Source organism: Marinomonas posidonica, from assembly GCF_043643765.1.
In the GTDB taxonomy this organism is placed as follows: domain Bacteria; phylum Pseudomonadota; class Gammaproteobacteria; order Pseudomonadales; family Marinomonadaceae; genus Marinomonas; species Marinomonas posidonica_A.
This window is the reverse complement of record NZ_JBHZSP010000002.1, coordinates 310,475-328,855: the sequence shown is the minus strand read 5'-3', so window position 1 is coordinate 328,855 and position 18,381 is coordinate 310,475. Positions and strand designations below refer to the sequence as shown.

Below are 18,381 nucleotides of genomic sequence, written 5' to 3'. Positions count from 1 at the left end.
ATAATGAAAAAGCAGAAATACAAACATTGGGAAAACACACCTAGCCAGCGATTTGTAAAGTGGTTATGGGATCGCTTTGGCGTGGCAGATCGCATGCACCTAAGAGCCGCAGCGATACACGCAAGAATGGAACAGGGAAGTTTAATGAACAAAGTTGAAAAGCTGGAAAGTGATTTATTTAAAGTGAAATTAAAGTTGGAGTTGGCACAACGCCAGCTCCAACGTGAAAAGCTTAAATCACTAAAAAGAAAGTTGTCAGATATCTCTTAGTTTTTTCGGCACGGACCAGCCATGCATTTCTTCTTTCAATAAGAAATCTAAGTCGTCGAAAGAGAATTGTCTGACTGTGGCGGGTGTCCAGTTGTACTTTTGAACTAAATAGAAATGGATAGCGTCAATGCCATCGTGCACTTTATAGCCTTCACGTTCGGCAAGATGATCACCAAACAGATCTATATTGAAGTTGATATTGCTCTGAATAGAGTGAAGTTTTTTGGCGCTTTTAAGTTGCTCTTTCGTTCTCATAAAAAATCGTCCTCTGATGTTATGTAGAGCTTAAATGTAGCAGTAAGAGTAACAAGGTTCCAAACCAATCAACCACGTTTTAAACAGGAAATAAAAACCATGCGCTGGCTAGACCGGGACAAACCAAACACACTGGGCGCGCTAGGATGGCGGATCATCAACGACCAAATCACCTACCTGACTGCCAGCTCAGCCGATGCCGGTTGGACAGGCGTGGGCAACACAGGGCGCATTTGTGAATCATTACAAACTGGCGTGGTACCAAGCTTCCAGGGTGGTGGAGAAAGCAATGCCGCCATGATGCGACAAATCCGCATGCTGTCAGCCAAAGATAAAGGCTTTGCTTGGCTATTTGCAGACTTATCCCGCATGCAAAAGCTATGTTTATTTGCTGCGGTACTGGCCGAAGGGCGCAAAACCACACAAGGCAAACCGCTAAGCAACGCTCGTATCGCAGCCAGCTTGCCTGTCTTTGCTGCCGAGCTGCGCCTTGGCCCCGCACACAAAAGCATGAGCGAAAAGACCTTCGCCAACAACGTGGCAGAAGGGCGCAAGCGCTTTATTAAACGGCTTGAAAAAGAACTCATTAGCCTAGTCAGAGAAAAGCAAAACGCCAAGGCCATTGCATGACCAAACGCTCTGCCAAAATCATCACAGATGCTTCTATCCGAGCCGCCTTAAAACGCAACAAAACCTACCTATACGACACCCGCCGCGTGGAGTTTTACATCAACGCGGCGCGTACTGGCGGTACCTTTTACGATGTGGTTTACAAAGGCAAAAAGCGCCAGCGTACCAAGCTCGCCAAGTGGCCAGCGGTGAGTGCCAAAAGTCTGTTTGCCGAGCTTCCTGCCATTCGTGCTAACGCGCTGGCCGATCGGCAAGCCAGCCTCACGGTTGCCACCTACCAAACCGGCGGCGAAGTCTTGCTCTGGTTTATGCAACACATAGACGCCGACAAAACCTACTCAGAATCGTACGCGGCTACGGCTTCCAGCTACATTGGTAACCACTTACTGGCCGTGCTTCATGACTGCCGTATTGGCGACATCAACAAAGCCTTGCTGTACAAACAGCTCTACATGCCTATGCAAAGGGACTATGCCTTGTCCACCATCAAAGGCGTGCTGGGCGTACTCAAAACCGCCTTTACCCGCGCCAGCGAGCTTGGCCTGATTGGTACCAACCCCATCAAACACATCACTTTCAGTAGCTTTACCACTACCCAGCCAGACAGCAAGCCCGGTAAACTCAAACCGCATGACCTAACCAACCTAGTGGCCGCGATAAACCGACAGCCTCACATGAAGCGCGTGTTTTTCATGACCCAATTACTCCACGGCACCCGCATAGGCGAAACCTGCCTTGCCAAATGGTCGCACTTTTCGGACAAGATGTTGGAATGGTATCTGCCTGCGGAGAACACCAAAAACGGCAACGAACATCGCTTGCCCATCACCCAACAGGCCATGAACCTCATCAACAGCCTACCCAAACAAGGCGATTACGTGTTCAGCGCCAACGGCACCAACCCAATAGCAAAACGCACCGTAGAGCGTTGGTACCAAAGCTTGAGTGACGACCTAGGCATCAAATTCACCAGCCACGACATACGCAAACTCGCCCGTGACTGCTGGCAAGACATGGGCATCGACTGGGTAATAGGGGAAATGCTACTCAACCACGAACGGGACGGACTGGACAAACGCTACATGCACACCCATTCGAGAGAACAGATGCGCAAAGCGTTGGGGGAGTGGGGGGGAACTATTAACATTTTTTCTAATGGTTAAAAATAGTTGCTCCAAAACTGACTATCTGGTTTGTTTTTTGTAACGATATTTAGCCAATTAGCTAGTTGTTCTAGTTCTGTTTGTAATTGAGCATCGTTTATATCGCCATTTCTCCATTCTTCCCATGCATGTTCAAGTAATTGGGGAAGGATGGCTGGTGCTGGAATATGATCGTTACTCATTATCCTTTCAAGAGTTTCACCTTGCCATTCTGGGTCAAGATTCTCTCTCCAGACTGCAGTAGCAGCCCTAACTTGCATAGTAATTGTCATTTCTTCAGGAGTCATTTCGATAGTGTAAGTATCATTGTGCTTCCATCTTGGGCTAAAAATTTCTATTTTAAATACACTCATATTTTTTCCTATTTTGTTATTTGTGTGTTTTATTTATATACGGATGGTTTTATTATTTTCAACTACTATGAATATTTATTTATTGAATGGATGAGATGTTGGGTCGAATAATTGGTTTAGGAAAAACTATGGTTTTAATCTCTAAAATAGCTTGAGCCACAATCCAATGCGATTTCTTCAATTACTTCTGATGCGATAGGCCACTTATTTTCTATTTCTGATCTCCTTTTCATGGCTAACCAAGTCAGGAAAAAAATAATCCCTTGTCTATATATTGATTTTGTTCTTGATTTTTCTTTTATAAGCTCTATTATGTCTGGTCTTTTTTGTAAGTGTCTGTCTATTTTAGAATATAATTTATCGTCAATTATATCATCATAAGCATCCCAAATTATAAGAGACGACTTCTCGAAATTTGGTGGAACACCAATCAATGTTTGATAAAGGTTATCTAGATTTTCTTTTAACTGAAATTCTTGCAGTCTGGATGTATTAAGTTCATTATTCACATCTTCGAAAAAATCATCCGTTGTTTCTATTAGCGCCATACTTCTAGCAACTTTACGATGAGTTTTTGCTTTTACTTTTTTCTTGGATTTGTAAATAGCATCATGAGTTAATTCAGCATGGGCATGTTGAAGTAGCGTTCTAACCTGTACTTCACATGGAGTATTTTCTGGTATTTCTACTTCACCGATGACTAAAGTTTTTACAGGTCTAAGAATGTAGTGCATTGATTGGTAGTCAAATAGAAGTGGGTTATCTTCTCTTTCCTTATTAAAGTCTCTGCAAGGGTCATGAACCCAGTCTTCGCAATTATCAATTATTTTACAAATATCTCTAATGTCTTCTAATAAAAGAACTATGAATCGAATACCTACCTTATCTTCTATTTCTTCATAGGGGTTGCCATACTTTTTATTTCTATTGAACGCTTTGTCTACTATAGACTTGTCTTCTTTTAGACGATATTTAACTGGGATTTTTAAGAAGGTATCGAGATTTTTATTTTGATTTTTAAGAGAATTACAGACTTTTTCTTGTATATAGTTTCCCCAAGCCTCATATCGAGGCTTGTCTTTTTTCCATAAGTCTAAAAAGTCTTCTTCGTTCATTCTTGGCTCTTGATGACGTCTTTAATGATTATTTTAGTCCATTTAGGAATGTTGTCATGTTTATCTGGTTCACCGTCTATTGGCTCAAAGGAAACCTTATCTTTAAATTCTTCTGGTGATCCTATGATTTTGATATTTCCATTAAATGAAAGTTTTCTGATTTTTAACTTTGACTTTATATTTTCAATATCTTTGACGAAAGAAGTGGTTTCAATATCCATCTGTTCTAGATGCTCTAGATAGCCTGTATTATCTTCTTTATCAAAGTATTTTTCGGAAAAATCAATAGGGTCTATTATATTTGATTTGTCGACTTTTAAATACGTAGTTAAGGCATTTAAGTAGTCATTTTTCTTTTCTTGTTCAATGTCTAAATGTTGAATATATTGTAAGGTGGTGTCATAGAAGATTTTTGTTTTTCTCGAACTTGTTTGAGGGTAAACAAAGCCAAGGAATTTTTCTAGAAAATATGCGGCGGCAGCTTTCCCTTCGGCTTTGTTTACTTGGCTATCTGAAACCCAAACTTCCCAGTTTTTATTTAGGTTAGTTTCGTTAGGGTTATATTGTATTTTTTTTAAGAAGGCTACACTTTTGTAAAGCTTCGTGCCCGGAGTTAATAGTACTTCTTCTATAAACTTTAAAGAAATTTTACCTGTCTTAGGATTTTTTATTTTTTCATAACCGCTATGTGTTTCAGCTTTGATTATTCCTAGAAACTCTCTTACTGGGTAGTTACATGTCCCTGTAAAAACAACAACAATCCCTTGTTTGTGTATTGGTTGGTCTTGTGCCTTATCAAGTTTTTTTGCTATTTCAAATGATGAGTCTATAAAATCGTCATCGGAATCGTGTATTGATTTAATAACATTTTGGATAACAGCATCATTTCTATCTAGATCTATAAGCATTTCAATCGCTCTGCTGTTTTCGCCAATAGCCTCATCATATCTTTTTGTGAAGTTTCTCATTGCTGAGTCTTCAAAGTTAGTCAGTTCTGTCCCTTTAAATGGGGGCTCTTTTAACTTTTCATCTTTATTTTTTTTGTAAATTTGATGTATTACAATACGGCTAATTACTGGGTTCAAAAACTGCATAAATCTTCTCTGTTAGTATGCTGACAAGCTAAGAGAAGGGGAGGGTTTAATATTGCTTCACCTTCCTTGGTTGTCGCGAAATTGTCATTGATTAAGTTGTTAATTCGATACTATGTGACCCATCACACTTTGTCAGCCCCTTGCTGACATTTTCTTTACCCGAATTGTGAACTTTTGTTAGTCAGTTGACCTCCCAGCCTTCCTGATCTACTATTTCCCTACACTGGCAAAATCCAGTGTCGGGATTGGAACCCCGTTTGAACCGTAGCGGCCTAAAACACGCACCGCGTGTTTTTTTGTGGCCGAGATTCGCCTGTTATGGTGGGTCTTTGTTTGGGCTAGCTTCGGCTAGGCCGTTCCTACGGGCGGTAGTTCCAACCCAGATATTGACTCACCACCTTAATGAGATTGGAACCTTGCTTAGGTGGTCTAACTTAGACCGTAGGAGGCCATAGATGGCTCATCTAACTATTTCTTCGAAAGATATCCGCACACTCGACGGATTGTATTCCCTTAATGATCTTCATAAAGCCGCTGGCGCAGAGAATAAACATCGTCCAAGTTTATTTATTGCCAACGCACAAACCAAAGCGTTAATCCAAGAAATTGAGCAAAGCAGTAATTCCTGCTTTGAAGGAAATAACCAAAACCCAAGTTTGGGTCTTGGAATAAAATCGGTTCATGGTGGAGCCAATAGAGGAACCTATGTCTGCAAAGAACTGGTTTACGCTTACGCCATGTGGATCAGCCCCAAGTTCCACTTAGAGGTCATCCGCGCCTTCGATCAAGCCCAAACAGAACAACAGTCAGAACCCGAACCGGTGCAACAAAGCCTACCCAACCCCATCCAAGACGACGAAAAGCTCAAACTCATTAACGACGTCGCCAAATCTTTGGGCATCACCGAAAGCATCGCCGTCGTCTCCGCCACGGACATCATGGACATGGTCCAAACCATCCGAAATTACCAACAACAACTCGCCAAAATCCAAACCAGCCCTGCATGGGTCGACCAAACCATCGAACGCGTCAAAAACGCCACAGGAAGACACTTCGGGGAGGGTTAGAGCAGGGAGCAACAAGGGGCGAAATGCCCCTTGGTTTTTTATTTGGCTTGCTTTAGTTCCTTTTCATAATAGTTTTTGTGCTTTTTACTTATGTTCCCTAGGCTTTGTGAGATATTTATGAGGTCTTGTTCAAAGCTGTCTAATTCAGCATCAAGTAAATCGACCATATTCAGTAGTTGTTTTATACTGTCTATTAAACTTTGACCATCATTTAACTGTACTGTGTTTTTCTGGGCTAAGCCTATGAGGGTTGTTAAGCAATAATAGATGTCCCAAAGCTTTATTCTTGCTCTGTTCTTATGAATTATTAGCTCTTTGTTTAGGTCGCAATCATGGACTCTTTCTCGATGTGTATTCTTTACTTCTTCAATGGTAACATCACCGTTTTTAATCTTAATCCTGAGATTCTGAATCCTAAGAAGTTCACTGCAGCCTGGGTAAAATTCTTCAAAAAAGTACTCTTCCATTCTCATTATGGATTCAGCGGAGTATCTGAATTCTGTTAGGAAGTTAGATAGTTTAACCTCTGAAACCCATTCTTTACCTTTCATTAAGCCTAATATAAAAATAATAAAGGCTAGGAATCCTGAAAAAAATGATCCCAAAGAAGAAATTATTTCCCAAATAGTGTTTTCTGATGTCTCTTTTACTTTTAAATTTAAGTCTAAATTCCAGTGGCCGCTTAGCTTTAAATCCCACTTTATAGCAAAGAAAGCGCCTATTATTAGTCCGATTATCACTAAAGCATACGATAATTTATTTTTATGCATTGGAACTTCCTTTGTCATTGTGGTCATTCTGAGTGTCATACTAATGTCAGGGCTTTAACTTTATCATGCTAAAAAGTGATTAGTTAGTACCCTCATTTCTGGTCAAACAACCGGAAAACCTACCTATTACAAAAATTTATTTGGCCTTTATCATACTCTGAAATTATACTGTACAAATATACAGTATAATTTCAGGTGGCTTATGCGTGTTTCTTACCTTGGGGCATCCGGCTCCGCTTCTCTTATTGCACAAAATAGAGTGTTGATCCCGCTTTATGGTGATTCTGTGTCGGCGGGTTTTCCATCACCGGCACAAGATTTTGTTGAAAAGCCATTGGATCTGAATGATTTGTGCATTGCCGATCCTAGTGCCACTTTCTTTGTACGAGTGAGTGGCGATTCTATGAAGGAGGTGGCTATTTTTCACGACGATGTGTTGGTGGTTGATCGGTCTCTCACGGCCAAGCATGGGGACGTTGTGATTGCGTGCATTCATGGTGAAATCACGGTGAAGACGCTTGAGCTGAAACCGAATGTGTTGCTTCGCCCGAAGAACAAGGCTTACAAGGCGATTCCCATTACGGAGGAATCTGGCTTGGAGATAATGGGCGTGGTGACTTGTGTGGTGCGCAATGTGGCGCGTGGTGTTTGGCAAAAGTAATGATAGAAGTAACTTATTTAGCTTTTATATATTTTGTATGTTTTTTGTACATTCTCCTGCTATGTTTAAATCTCCCTGACACGGGAATAAATCAATTGAATTACAGGAGTTGTTTATGAGTGATTTATCAAACCTAGGGCCTTTAGCTGATTTAGTTGGAGTATGGTATGGAAATGAAGGAAAAGATGTATTTCCAACACCACCTAATACTGGACCAAAAATAAAAAGTAGTTATGTTGAAACAATGACTTTTTCTCCAATAGCACCAATACAAAATGGTCCTCAGACTCTTTATGGTGTTCGCTATTTGACAGAGTTGATCGGTGATGCATTTCTTCAACAGCAGCATCAAGAAACGGGGTACTTATTATGGAACCCTGAAAGTAAAGAAATTATCAAAACGTTTGCAATTCCTCGTGGAGAAGCGTTGATGGCGAGCGGTGGCCTTTATCTTCCCCTTGAGCCAGGTCCAGTTATTCCTCCTACTTTCCTTGAAAACGAGGCCGGAAAAATGGTTAATGCCAGCTATCAGGCAACGAGTAATAATACGACTGACTTTATTATCTATCTTTCTGCATCTGCGGGCAGCAAATGCTATGGGATACTTAATACGCCCTATCTTGATCAAAATTTTGACATCAACTCATTTGCTCAGATTATTGAAATTAATACAATTGAGCAGCAGCAACCTAATGTATATGACCCCTCAAAGACTATAACAGTTAAAAGGAAGCAGCTTTGTTATTTTGAAGTATCAGGTCTGAAATATGGTTCAAATTTACCAGAAGAGTTTCATACCGACAGTAATACATTATGGAAACAAGTGTAATAAAAATCATAGTGTTTTAAAAAACCACCTACGGGTGGTTTTTTTGTGCCTGAATGAAACGTTTTCCTTAAAAAATATTTGTGATTTACCGCCAACATGCCGCCATTGCGCTGTGAATGCGCTTCCCTCTAGCTCAATAAAAATAAGGCTTTAACTATAAAATGTCGCTTTCATAAGAAGAGAACGACATTCGATAAATACGCGCGCGAGGCTTGCGAGCCTAGGAATTAGCCGTTACAGTTTATTCAAGCTGTCATTCTTGTGTGTGGCGGCAACACAATTTAGAGCCTCGCGTTTTGCGGGGCTTTGTCATTTCTGGGCCTCGCAATGTGCGGGGCTTTTTCGTTTCTGGACTGGATGCACTTTATGAAATTCCTGCCCGATGAGCTTATACAAACTGCAGTTTTCGTGGTGGTCGGAGTGCTAGGTGGTGCTGTGAAATATCTTCGTGACTTTCAGTACAAAGCAAAGAAATTCTCATTAATTCATATGCTTATCGCGGTGTTTACTGGCGGCTTCCTTGGGATGTTGACCTATTTTTTGTGTACTTCTCTCAATATGGGCGGGCCACTGACTGGGTTTATGGCAGGTGTTGCAGGCTTGATGGGAGACGAGGCAATAAAGCTATTCATAGATCGATTTAAGCGAGGTTTGTCATGAGTTTAAACCTAGAGCAATTGCGTGAGTTCGTTGTGATTCCAACGCTTTCAAACCTAGGCATGTACAGCCTAGCGGCTGATCAGTTGATTATGGGAACGATCACGCAGGAATCGCGTGCAGTCTATTTGAAACAGCTAGGAGAGGGCCCAGCATTGGGCATCATCCAAATGGAGCCTGCTACGCATCATGACATTTGGGTGAACTTTATCCATTACAAACAAGCGCTTATCAGTGATTTGCGTGGTTTGTTGTCTGGTGAAGCGGATGATGTGTATGAGGTGAGTGGTGTGCCTGACCCTCTTGAGCTGGTCAGTAATTTGAAATACGCCGTGGCAATGTGTCGCGTTCATTATTGGCGAAAGCCTCAGTCTATGCCGCAAGCCAATGATATTAAGGCTTTGGGCGAGTATTGGAAAGATCATTACAACACTCATTTGGGTGCTGGAACGGTTGAAGAGTTTATCAATAACTTCCCGTCTGAGTTGTATGGGGCTGAATTACTTCTGGAGAACTAAAATGACAAAGATTTTATTAGCAATTTTGCAGACAATGCTCACGAAATTGGTGACTGAAAAGGTGTTAATTGCGGTTTTCATACATATAGCCGAATCACTGACAAAAAAGAGCACGAATACTCTCGATGATAAGCTTGTTGCCGAAGTAAAAAAAGCTCTCAACGAATCGTGATTTTTGTCAAAATTCGAGTGTTTTTCGTTTTGTCAAAAATTCCACAAAATGCTAACAAAATAGCTCACCTCTAATGTGTGCAATAAATGTGCAAATTTGCCGTTTTTTAGGTCATTCCTGATCGATCGGTCAGTTTTTTGGATTGATTGTAATATATTGATTTATATAGAAAAGGTACTCTCTATAGGGCCCTTTTTTCTGCGAGTCATAGACGCGCGGCCTCTCAGAAATTTTTCAGAAAATAACTTGTTATTCCGTTTCCGGTTTTATCCACTCTCTCTATTAATAAGAGGAAATTTTGATATGAGTTCTATTACTGGGCTTGCCAGTGCATTAGGTATTGTTGATCGTACAATTCGAAATCATATTAAAGATGGCTATGAATTGATTTATCTGGCATCAGGGAAAATTGATATAGAAAAATCGGTTCATTCTTATGTGAAATATCAGTCTGAAAAAATACGTCACATGAAGGCTAATAAAGGGAGGGAATCGAGTGGAACTAGAAGAAATACTCAACAGCCCAAAACCCTTGATGATTGGAAAAAAGAGAAGGAAAAGCAGGCGGCCATAAAACTCCATTTACAAAATGGCCGTGAAAGCGGCGAGTTAGTGCCTTATGACGCGCTTTTAGAGTTGGTCAATGGCCCACTTTCGATGTTTAGAAGGAAGCTTTTAGACGTACCCAACCAGTTACAAAAACGCTTAAAGCTATCTCCCAAAGAGGTGAAATCGATTGAGCAAGTTGTTGAGGGCGCTTTTGACAGTTTAAATGAGCTTGGAAATGATGAATTACCGTCGCTTATCGAGAACATTCTCGAAAAATATTCTAAGCATTACGTCCCCGCCGAAGAAGATACCACTGATACCGTGGAGCAAGGAAAACTATAACTCCGATGCTCAGATTTACCCTCCTAAGTCGTTTCAAGAGGCTTGGCTCTTGGCAATGGAATCGCCTTACATCGAAAAGATCGTTTTATCCAAGAGTGCTCGGGTTGGTTATGCCATTTTTATAAACACGTCGGTGGCATGGCTGGTCTCCAATGACCCTAGCAACATCATGATTGTTCAGAATACTCAGGGTGATGCAGAAAAGTTTGCGACGAAAGAGATAGGTAAGGTTTTTAATCACTGCTTACCCGTGATATCGAAGTTGTACGGCAAAAACACCACTACTGAAAAAAGCTTTTTTGGTGGCGATTTGTCTGTGGTTTGGGCCACGTCTGCCAGCAGTTTTAGGATGGTGACCATCAAGTATCTGTTCATGGACGAGATATCGGGCTGGACAGATAACGTAGACAAAGAGGGTGACCCAATTGATTTGGCGATCACTCGAACCGAAAGTGAAGGCCAGCGTAAGATTGTACTTGGCTCCACGCCGAAAGAAGCCGGTACCTGTAAGATTACCCGCGAGTTTCTACAAACCGATCAGCGATACTTGTATGTGCCTTGCCCACATTGTGGTTTTAAACAGCGTCTTAAACTAGAAAACCTCCGATACTCACCAAAGAACTACAAAAACGCCCATTTCGTTTGTATTCACTGCAGCGGCAAGATAGAAGAACACCATAAGTTCAATATGGTGGAAGCAGGCGAATGGCGTGCCACGCGAGAGTTTGAATGCTGCGGTGTTCATCAGGTACCAGAACAATGGGATGAAACAGGCAGTGCACTGTGCTGTAAATGTGGTGAACCAGGGGACACTAACGAACGCGGCAAAATAGACGCAGGTTTTCATGTCTGGTCGGCTTACAACGACAACCCAAATACCTCGTTGCCATCGATTGCCGCTGAATACGATAAGGCGAAAAAAGACCCGCGAAAGATGCAGACCTTCATGAACACGAAGGTCGGTGTCGAATATTCCGATGCCGCGCGAATTCATAGACTCAATAATTTTGAGACCTTATACCAACGACGAGAATACTACTCGCCAATGGAAAGCCTGCCCGAGCAAACGCGCTGTGTACTGGCCACCATAGATACCCAAAAGAACCGGTTTGATTACCACTTTTGGGCGATTGGTGACCGTGGTGAAATGTGGGCCATCCACTATGGCAAAGTTCATGGCGATCCTGAAGATACAAGCACGCAACAAAGCCTCATCCATGAATTAGAAACCGAATTTACCTTGCCCGATGGGAGAAACATTGGCGTGTTTGCCGCGGCCATGGACTGTAACGGCCATGCGTGGAAAGCCATGCTGGAGTTTTGCGCGCCTTACCAGGGTTGGATCTTCGCCATTCGCGGTGAAGTGAACGCAAAAACCAAATTCAAGCCAGAATTTACGCTCAGTTTTAAAGTGCACCCAGAGGTAAAGTGTGAGTATCGCAGCCTTAACGTGCATCAGCTCAAGAACCGAGCTGCCGAACGACTAAACAATGAAGCACCAGGTAAAAACTACATTCACTTTCCCGTGAGTGATGTATTTGACCTGAACTACTTCCAAATGCTTACCGCTGAAGAACTGAAAGGCAGTGGCAGCAATGTGAAGTGGGACAAAAAGCCAGATCAAAAGCGCAACGAACCGTGGGATTTACTCGTGTACGTGCTGTGGTTGTGGGACTTCCTGCGCCCAGAAATCAAACATGCGTCCCCACAAGATCCACTTGGCCTAATAGACCCAAATGCCCACAAACTCACGGATGACGTGATAGAGAACGATTATGGCGACTACTACGAAACGTCAGATTATGGAGATTACTAATGCCGATTTATTCCACTGAAGACAATCTCAAAATCGTTCAGCAAGCCATTACCGACCTAGTGCAAGGCAAGCGCAAAGTGAGAGTGGAATACACCAACCCTCAAGGTGGCCGAACGGCCATGCAGTACACGGAAGTGAGCTTGTCAGAGTTACGTGCTTTAGAGCGTCAAATGATCAGCGATTTGCAAACCACGCCACTCATGGAAAGCGTTGATGTCGAGGTGCTATTTTGAGCTATTCCAGTGTTGCCAAATCCCCCTTATTCAAAGGGGCCGAATTGCATGATAACGAAAAGAGCGAAAGCCATCTTTTAAAAGAGATCACCGCCAGCCATCACCTCATTCGAAACAACCCATTGCTGCGAGTGGGCGCGTCACGGTTTCGTGCCAGCTGCATTGGTGGTGGCGCCAAACCCGTATTTGATCCTGAGTTATTCAGCGAAGCCTTCATCAAACGCTTTCAAGAATGGGAGCTGTATTGTGACTTCTACGACAACACCAACTTAGCGGGCGTTCAAGCGTTAGCCGTGATGACCATGTTACTAGACGGCAGTGCTTTTCTTGTTCGTCGTCGTACCTTGCACCCAATTCCTTTGCAAATCCAAGTAGTCAGTCCACTTAGTTTGGCAATCGACTTGGAGCGAACAGGCTCTAACAGTTACGTTCGTGGCGGCATCCTGTACGCAAAGAACGGCAAAATCAAAAAATACGCTTTTTACAAACTGCCAAGAGATCATCCAGATTTTGATGAAGACTCGGTGAACTGGCTACCCGCAGAAGATGTGATTCACTTGCGAGATGTAGTGCATGTGTCACAAAGCACCGCGCAACCTTGGATTTCCCCAGGGGCCGACTTCGCCAAGCAATACCAAGACAACCAAACCGTTGAAATCAAATCTCGAATGAAGCGAGTAGGCCAACAGGTATTTGCACTCAAAGAAGCCGAAGTCAGCCAAACAACAGCAGGCCCAAACAGCCAGAAAACACCAAGTAAATTAGTGCATCACGCAGGTGGTGTCACCTTTTTGAATGGCGTCAAAGAAGTGAAAACCGCTTCGCCAGCCGAGATCGCGGGCAACTATCAAGAACACAACAACCAAGTGCTGCGCATGATCGCCGGTTTACTGGGTATTACCTACGAAATGCTGACAGGTGATCTAACTCAGGTGAACTATTCCAGTATTCGCGCGGGCATGATCAACCACCGAAGGCTGATTGGTCAGCTAAGGGACATCATGCTTGGCCCTGCTTTTAACCGTGTGCTTGGCTGGTTTATCGACGCTTATCACCTCGCCAACACAGACGGCTTACCCAACTACTTTGAGAATCCATACACCTACCTGAACCCCACTTGGATTTGGCCAGAATGGGAAGAAATCGACCCACTTAAAGCCGCCAAAGCACTGGTGCTTGAAGTTCAGAACGACATCACATCCCTGGAAGAAATCTCCAATAGCCGTGGTAAGACACTGGACAAACACCTCGATGGGGTGAAACGCAGTCAAGACGCCAAACAAACAAGAGGAATACACGATGCGCCATCTACTGCAATTGATGACGAACGCTCCGATGATGATGACGATTGACGCTCATCAGGCCAATCTCAATTTACTTAACCAGTTTTACCTGAATCCAGAACTCTTCTTTTCCAATGAACAAGAAACGCACAAAGACACTTTTTGCCACATCGGCATCTTTGGTCCAACGTCACACCGTTTCAATGGCCTAGATGCGCTTTGTAACCAAGTACTGTCTTATCGATCGTTACGGCAAAGCTTCAACGCCCTTGTTGAAGACGATTCTGTGAAGAGCATCTTTGTGGAATTTGACGGCCCCGGTGGGGAAGCAAGTGGTTGTTTTGATCTGGCGAACTTAATCAAAGACATTGGCGCGATTAAGCCGGTGATTGGTTTCATCAATGGTGGCTCTTACTCGGCCAATTATGCCTTAGCCAGTGCCTGTACTGAGCTCTATGCCAGCCCTCACAGCATGGCCGGTTCCATTGGGGTGATCTTTGGTCGCCGCGAAGTTCACAACGACAAAGAAACCATTACCTACTTCACCACAGGGGAAGCCAAAGCCGATGGTTCACCGCATCTGGCATTGAGTGATGAAGAGCGAGCGCGACACCAAACCATGGTCGACCAATTAGGCGATGCTTTCTTTCAGCTAGTGGCTCACAACCGAGGCATTGAAGCGGCTCAGGTGCAGGCCCTTCAAGCGAAATCCTTTACCGCTCGTGACCTGTTGGCTCACGGTTTAATTGACGACATCAAAACAGAGGAAGAGATCCACGCCATGATGACAGACGCAAAACACAAGCGAATTGTCGCCGAGATCCAAGCCACTCATGACGCTGAAACAGCCGATATGAAGGAACAGATCCAAGCGCTACAAACCTCGCTGCAAACACAGGAAAGCTCGCATAAAGAGCTGGCCCAGAAAATTAACCAGCTTGCACAAGCCGCCGGTGTACCAGAATTGGCAGGGCAGCTTATTCAAGATAACGCCAGTGAAGAAGCGGCAGCAAAAGCGCTAAAGGAAGCCGCCGCGAAAAAGGATGAAGACATTTCATTAACCAGCGGGTTGGAGTCATCCAAGGATGAAGACTACGACATGCTACAACTGATTGAGGAAGCGTAATGCAAGAGATTCATAACAAAGTCTCCGAGTCGCTGATTCTTCTTTGGGCTCACGAGCAAGGGGAAATGTGCATTAAGCAAATCGATGCAGCGGCTTCCCAACCTCAGTGGGCCATTGTGACCAAAGAAGGTGAAGGCTTGTCCGTATCTGATGAAAACTACGATGGCAGTGACGCCTACGGTATTCATGCGGGTGGCGGCAAAGTGTACTGGGCCAATTGCGTATTCAATACGCTCTACATCGCGTGGCCAGAAGGGGTGACCGATCCAGTGAAGGCATTGATCACCGAACAGCTTGAAAAAGCATTCATCGTTATCAAAGAAGGGTCACAGTAATGGAAGATATATTCGATCACGAAGCGTTCTCGCTGAGCGCATTAACAACGGGCTTTAATGCGTCCGTTCACATTGATGCTGCCGTCTTAAGCATGTTCACAGTGGAAAATGTAGAGCATCGTAATGTGATGATTGTGAAGTCTGGTCAACAGCTTCAAGTCTTAATGCCAGGTGAAATTGGCCAAAACCCAAACATCGACGAACACGATGCCGAAAGCGCGGTACCGGTGCGTTTGATTCGTTATCCATTTGAAACACAAATTGTTCCGAGTGACCTGTCACGCATTAGTTCATTGCGTGATAAAAAGATCAAAGCGCAAGAGCTGGCGTCTTTGATCAAAAGTCATATGAGCAAGCACAAAGACAACCATCGCTACACGGCTGCTTTTACCGCTTATTCTGCATTAAAGGGCAAGGTTAAAAACAAGAAAAACAAAGTGCTGGTGGATCTTCACAAAGTGCTGGGTGTAGTAGAGCGCAAGTTGGATTTGAAGCTAGGCAATACAGGCACGGATGTTCCCGCATTGCTAAAATCCCTTCGTAAGCAAACGGTTGATAATGCGAAAAAGCATGGTCATCTTACTTTGCAGGGTGTCGAGTGTCGCATTGGTCAAGAAATGATTGAGCGCATTCTGAATCATGCAAGCATCAAAGCGTTTTATAGCGAAGAAATTCACGCCAAACGTGTGGTGGCTTTTGCGGATGACCCGAGTGAAATCAATATTTGTGGTATCAAGTTTGTGTCTGACGAAGCCGATGAAGTCGCTGAAAAAGGCGCCTCTTATCCTCTTGGAGTGAAAGGCTTGTTTGGTATGTTACGAGCGCCAGCGGACGTGCTGCATTCAAGTTCAGCTAAAGCCCGTGAGTGTCATATCACGACAGAGCCAATGAAACACGACGAAGGCTTGGAAATTCGCTCTCGTGCGATTTACTTGCCGATCGCTCGTGATCCTTCCTTGTTAGCGGAAATCTTCTCTTCAAACTAGCCATTCACCTGCCAAATACTTAATCAAAATCACATGAGGCGTTTATGAATCTCAGGCACCATGCTGACTTAGACGCCTTAAAAAGTGACATTGATGAGTTGTTTGGCATACAGGCGACATGGCTCTCTAAAGCCGGGCAAACCGGCACATTGACAGGGACGTTCTCTTTTATCGAAAAAGAAATACACACTCATTCAAAGGCAAAGCAAGCGGGTCAAATTTACCTAGACACCGTGATTGCCACGTTTTGCGTAAGACCAAACCAATGTGTGTGTGAGGAAGGTGACACGTTGCAAATAGATGGCGTGGATTATCTGGTACTAGCTTTCCACAAAGGGGAATTTGAAACGGTATTACCCCTTAAAGTGACCCAACAAAAAGACCACAACTGGCGCTGATATGATTTTAGAAATCCATCTAGGAAGCGAAATAGCAGAATTAGAAGAGCAGCTCGAGCTATCCGTTCGTCAGTTACAGAAAGCGGTCACACGCACGCTCAAGAAAACGGCTCGTTGGTTAGAAACCCATACCAAGCGTGAGCTGGGGGTGGCGCTATCAGTACCACAAAGGGTTTTGGCGGCACGTTACTACAAAACCTTTTATCTAAAAAACGGTGAGCGAACAGTGAATGTTTGGTTTGGCTTATCACCCATTTCCGTTTATTCACTTGGTAAAGCGAAACAAACCGACCTTGGTGTCAGAGTGGGCAAACATCATTTTATAGGCGCCTTCATCGCCACAATGAAGTCAGGTCACACCGGCATATTTAAAAGAAAATATGCCGCTGGTGGCAAACGAACGAAACGACAAGATGGCCAATGGACAGAATTACCCATTGAAGCCGTCACCATGGAAATAGATAAGATCGCACAACCCATCATTGAGCGTTATCACGCCAGAGCCGAGGCGCGATTCAAACAGATACTTAAGCAAGAAATACACTTTGCAATGAACATTGAGGGGCAATGAGTGGCAACCCATATCAACTTAACCGATGTGCACCAAGCCATCACGGATGCGCTAAAAAGTCGCTTTCCTAAAGTCACCATAGAAAGCTATGACCCAAACAAAAATATGTACGAACTGGCGCCAGCCTGTTTATTGAACATCGAAGAGCTGCCAAAAGCTCCCGATGTGGGGGATGGCCGTTATCCCGTTGTGGCGCAATTCGCTATTCATTGTGTGCTGGGGCAAGAAGTCGACAACCTACAAATGGAACTCCAAGAGTTTGCCATCGCGGTATCCCAATTTGTTTATGAAAAGGGCATTTGGCTAACGGGTTCTGTTCTAGAAAAACCATTCAACATTGAAGCCTACCCCGGCAACTTTCGCAAAGAAACTCAAGGCGGCTTTGATTCGTGGGTCGTGAATTGGGAGCAAAAGCTCTACCTCGGAGCATCCACTTGGCAACCTGAAATCGTTAAACACGGCATTCGAATAACGACCAACCCAACTAATGAAAACGACCAAGACGAATATCGGAGCCTTTAATGCGTCAACTGATTGAAGCCATGGTTCGGGACATGTTGACCCCTTATCTCGATAGAATCGAAGAGCTAAGCGAAGAAACAGAAGACCTAAGAAGACGCCTCCAAAGTATGGTTCGTTTGGGCTTTGTCTGTGAAATACATGAGTCTAATACCCTAATTCGCGTGCAACATGGTGCGTTGAAAAGTCCGTTCATTCGATGGTTTTCCACTGCAGCAGGCGCGACCACAGATTACCGCTGCCCATCACTTGGGGAGCAAGCGGTATTGCTGAATTACGGAGCTGGCCACAACGGCACCCAAACCGTTGCATTGATAGGTTTATTCAGTGACAAGTTCCCAGCCCCAAGTCAGGATGTGAATGAAATAGTGCGCTGTTACCCCGATGGGTCACTCGTGTCATATCACACTCAAAAGCACCAAATGACCATCAAATCGGTTGGAGACCTCAACATCAATGTCGGTGGCTCAGCCGTAGTCGCCGTGGAGCAAAATGCCACGGTTGATGTTAAGGGTACAACTGCACTGAAATCCTCTGGTGATACCACAGTAGATGCGTCAAACATCAAATTAAATGGCGGTACCGGCGTTGTTACAGGTGCGCACAAATGCATGATCACCGGATTGCCCCATGCAGACTGTTCCTCAACTGTCACCGCGGCCAAGTGAT

Annotated in this window: 24 protein-coding genes; 19 read left to right on the top strand and 5 right to left on the bottom strand. The window is 43.8% G+C overall.

Features of this window, described 5'->3' with window-relative positions:
- The first annotated feature begins 3 nt into the window (after nucleotides 1-3).
- Nucleotides 4-270, top strand: a complete 267-nt coding sequence (locus tag ACHUFM_RS03675) for a hypothetical protein (RefSeq protein ID WP_394179667.1) — start codon at nucleotides 4-6, stop codon at nucleotides 268-270.
- On the opposite strand, the gene ACHUFM_RS03670 is transcribed toward ACHUFM_RS03675, so the two are convergent.
- Entirely contained in the window at nucleotides 256-525 is a 270-nt protein-coding gene (locus ACHUFM_RS03670; protein ID WP_394179665.1) for a hypothetical protein, read from the bottom strand. The genes ACHUFM_RS03675 and ACHUFM_RS03670 overlap by 15 nt on opposite strands.
- Before the next feature lie 99 nt (nucleotides 526-624).
- On the opposite strand from ACHUFM_RS03670, the gene ACHUFM_RS03665 reads away from it, so the two are divergent.
- A complete protein-coding gene (locus ACHUFM_RS03665) occupies nucleotides 625-1,155 on the top strand; it encodes a hypothetical protein (protein ID WP_394179663.1) in 531 nt (176 codons plus the stop codon).
- The gene (locus tag ACHUFM_RS03660) at nucleotides 1,152-2,318 is read left to right on the top strand and encodes a tyrosine-type recombinase/integrase (RefSeq protein ID WP_394179661.1); all 1,167 of its coding nucleotides are present in this window, start codon (nucleotides 1,152-1,154) and stop codon (nucleotides 2,316-2,318) included. Before ACHUFM_RS03665 ends, ACHUFM_RS03660 begins: the two co-directional genes overlap by 4 nt.
- On the opposite strand, the gene ACHUFM_RS03655 is transcribed toward ACHUFM_RS03660, so the two are convergent.
- The 3 genes from ACHUFM_RS03655 to ACHUFM_RS03645 all read right to left on the bottom strand — a co-directional run bounded on the left by ACHUFM_RS03655 (nucleotide 2,315) and on the right by ACHUFM_RS03645 (nucleotide 4,880).
- The gene (locus ACHUFM_RS03655; protein WP_394179659.1) at nucleotides 2,315-2,671 is read right to left on the bottom strand and encodes a hypothetical protein; all 357 of its coding nucleotides are present in this window, start codon (nucleotides 2,669-2,671) and stop codon (nucleotides 2,315-2,317) included. The two genes, ACHUFM_RS03660 and ACHUFM_RS03655, sit on opposite strands and share 4 nt — an antisense overlap.
- 134 nt (nucleotides 2,672-2,805) lie before the next feature.
- A complete protein-coding gene (locus ACHUFM_RS03650; RefSeq protein ID WP_394179658.1) occupies nucleotides 2,806-3,786 on the bottom strand; it encodes a GTP pyrophosphokinase in 981 nt (326 codons plus the stop codon).
- Nucleotides 3,783-4,880, bottom strand: coding sequence for a nucleoid-associated protein (locus ACHUFM_RS03645; protein ID WP_394179656.1), 1,098 nt, complete (start codon nucleotides 4,878-4,880; stop codon nucleotides 3,783-3,785). The genes ACHUFM_RS03650 and ACHUFM_RS03645 overlap by 4 nt, the downstream gene beginning before the upstream one ends.
- Nucleotides 4,881-5,335: 455 nt before the next feature.
- On the opposite strand from ACHUFM_RS03645, the gene ACHUFM_RS03640 reads away from it, so the two are divergent.
- A complete protein-coding gene (locus ACHUFM_RS03640; RefSeq protein ID WP_394179654.1) occupies nucleotides 5,336-5,947 on the top strand; it encodes a KilA-N domain-containing protein in 612 nt (203 codons plus the stop codon).
- Nucleotides 5,948-5,985: 38 nt separating this feature from the next.
- On the opposite strand, the gene ACHUFM_RS03635 is transcribed toward ACHUFM_RS03640, so the two are convergent.
- A complete protein-coding gene (locus ACHUFM_RS03635) occupies nucleotides 5,986-6,717 on the bottom strand; it encodes a hypothetical protein (protein ID WP_394179653.1) in 732 nt (243 codons plus the stop codon).
- 202 nt (nucleotides 6,718-6,919) lie between these two features.
- On the opposite strand from ACHUFM_RS03635, the gene umuD reads away from it, so the two are divergent.
- The 15 genes from umuD (at nucleotide 6,920) to ACHUFM_RS03560 (ending at nucleotide 18,380) form a co-directional block, all read left to right on the top strand.
- Nucleotides 6,920-7,378 (top strand): translesion error-prone DNA polymerase V autoproteolytic subunit, encoded by a 459-nt coding sequence (gene umuD, locus ACHUFM_RS03630; RefSeq protein WP_394179651.1) that lies wholly within the window; start codon nucleotides 6,920-6,922, stop codon nucleotides 7,376-7,378.
- Between the two features lie 115 nt (nucleotides 7,379-7,493).
- The gene (locus ACHUFM_RS03625; RefSeq protein WP_394179649.1) at nucleotides 7,494-8,207 is read left to right on the top strand and encodes a heme-binding beta-barrel domain-containing protein; all 714 of its coding nucleotides are present in this window, start codon (nucleotides 7,494-7,496) and stop codon (nucleotides 8,205-8,207) included.
- A 366-nt stretch (nucleotides 8,208-8,573) separates the two neighbouring features.
- Nucleotides 8,574-8,867: a phage holin family protein gene (locus ACHUFM_RS03620; protein WP_113874580.1), complete on the top strand. Its 294-nt coding sequence runs from the start codon at nucleotides 8,574-8,576 to the stop codon at nucleotides 8,865-8,867.
- Nucleotides 8,864-9,382: a hypothetical protein gene (locus tag ACHUFM_RS03615; RefSeq protein ID WP_394179647.1), complete on the top strand. Its 519-nt coding sequence runs from the start codon at nucleotides 8,864-8,866 to the stop codon at nucleotides 9,380-9,382. Before ACHUFM_RS03620 ends, ACHUFM_RS03615 begins: the two co-directional genes overlap by 4 nt.
- Nucleotides 9,383-9,857: 475 nt before the next feature.
- Nucleotides 9,858-10,445, top strand: coding sequence for a hypothetical protein (locus ACHUFM_RS03610; RefSeq protein WP_394179645.1), 588 nt, complete (start codon nucleotides 9,858-9,860; stop codon nucleotides 10,443-10,445).
- A 55-nt stretch (nucleotides 10,446-10,500) separates the two neighbouring features.
- The gene (locus tag ACHUFM_RS03605) at nucleotides 10,501-12,261 is read left to right on the top strand and encodes a terminase gpA endonuclease subunit (RefSeq protein ID WP_394179643.1); all 1,761 of its coding nucleotides are present in this window, start codon (nucleotides 10,501-10,503) and stop codon (nucleotides 12,259-12,261) included.
- Nucleotides 12,261-12,494, top strand: a complete 234-nt coding sequence (gpW, locus tag ACHUFM_RS03600) for a gpW family head-tail joining protein (RefSeq protein ID WP_063334076.1) — start codon at nucleotides 12,261-12,263, stop codon at nucleotides 12,492-12,494. The genes ACHUFM_RS03605 and gpW overlap by 1 nt, the downstream gene beginning before the upstream one ends.
- The gene (locus ACHUFM_RS03595) at nucleotides 12,491-13,846 is read left to right on the top strand and encodes a phage portal protein (RefSeq protein ID WP_394179641.1); all 1,356 of its coding nucleotides are present in this window, start codon (nucleotides 12,491-12,493) and stop codon (nucleotides 13,844-13,846) included. The genes gpW and ACHUFM_RS03595 overlap by 4 nt, the downstream gene beginning before the upstream one ends.
- A complete protein-coding gene (locus ACHUFM_RS03590) occupies nucleotides 13,794-14,903 on the top strand; it encodes a S49 family peptidase (protein ID WP_394179639.1) in 1,110 nt (369 codons plus the stop codon). Before ACHUFM_RS03595 ends, ACHUFM_RS03590 begins: the two co-directional genes overlap by 53 nt.
- Complete coding sequence (locus ACHUFM_RS03585) at nucleotides 14,903-15,238, top strand: hypothetical protein (RefSeq protein WP_394179637.1); 336 nt, start codon at nucleotides 14,903-14,905, stop codon at nucleotides 15,236-15,238. The genes ACHUFM_RS03590 and ACHUFM_RS03585 overlap by 1 nt, the downstream gene beginning before the upstream one ends.
- Nucleotides 15,238-16,224 (top strand): major capsid protein, encoded by a 987-nt coding sequence (locus ACHUFM_RS03580; RefSeq protein ID WP_394179635.1) that lies wholly within the window; start codon nucleotides 15,238-15,240, stop codon nucleotides 16,222-16,224. The genes ACHUFM_RS03585 and ACHUFM_RS03580 overlap by 1 nt, the downstream gene beginning before the upstream one ends.
- A gap of 44 nt (nucleotides 16,225-16,268) precedes the next feature.
- Nucleotides 16,269-16,622: a hypothetical protein gene (locus tag ACHUFM_RS03575; RefSeq protein WP_394179633.1), complete on the top strand. Its 354-nt coding sequence runs from the start codon at nucleotides 16,269-16,271 to the stop codon at nucleotides 16,620-16,622.
- Between the two features lies 1 nt (nucleotide 16,623).
- Entirely contained in the window at nucleotides 16,624-17,193 is a 570-nt protein-coding gene (locus ACHUFM_RS03570; RefSeq protein ID WP_394179631.1) for a hypothetical protein, read from the top strand.
- The gene (locus ACHUFM_RS03565; RefSeq protein ID WP_394179629.1) at nucleotides 17,194-17,715 is read left to right on the top strand and encodes a hypothetical protein; all 522 of its coding nucleotides are present in this window, start codon (nucleotides 17,194-17,196) and stop codon (nucleotides 17,713-17,715) included. It begins immediately after the preceding gene.
- On the top strand, nucleotides 17,715-18,380 hold the full coding sequence (locus ACHUFM_RS03560; protein ID WP_394179627.1) for a phage baseplate assembly protein V: 666 nt from the start codon (nucleotides 17,715-17,717) through the stop codon (nucleotides 18,378-18,380). The genes ACHUFM_RS03565 and ACHUFM_RS03560 overlap by 1 nt, the downstream gene beginning before the upstream one ends.
- Nucleotide 18,381 lies beyond the last annotated feature (1 nt).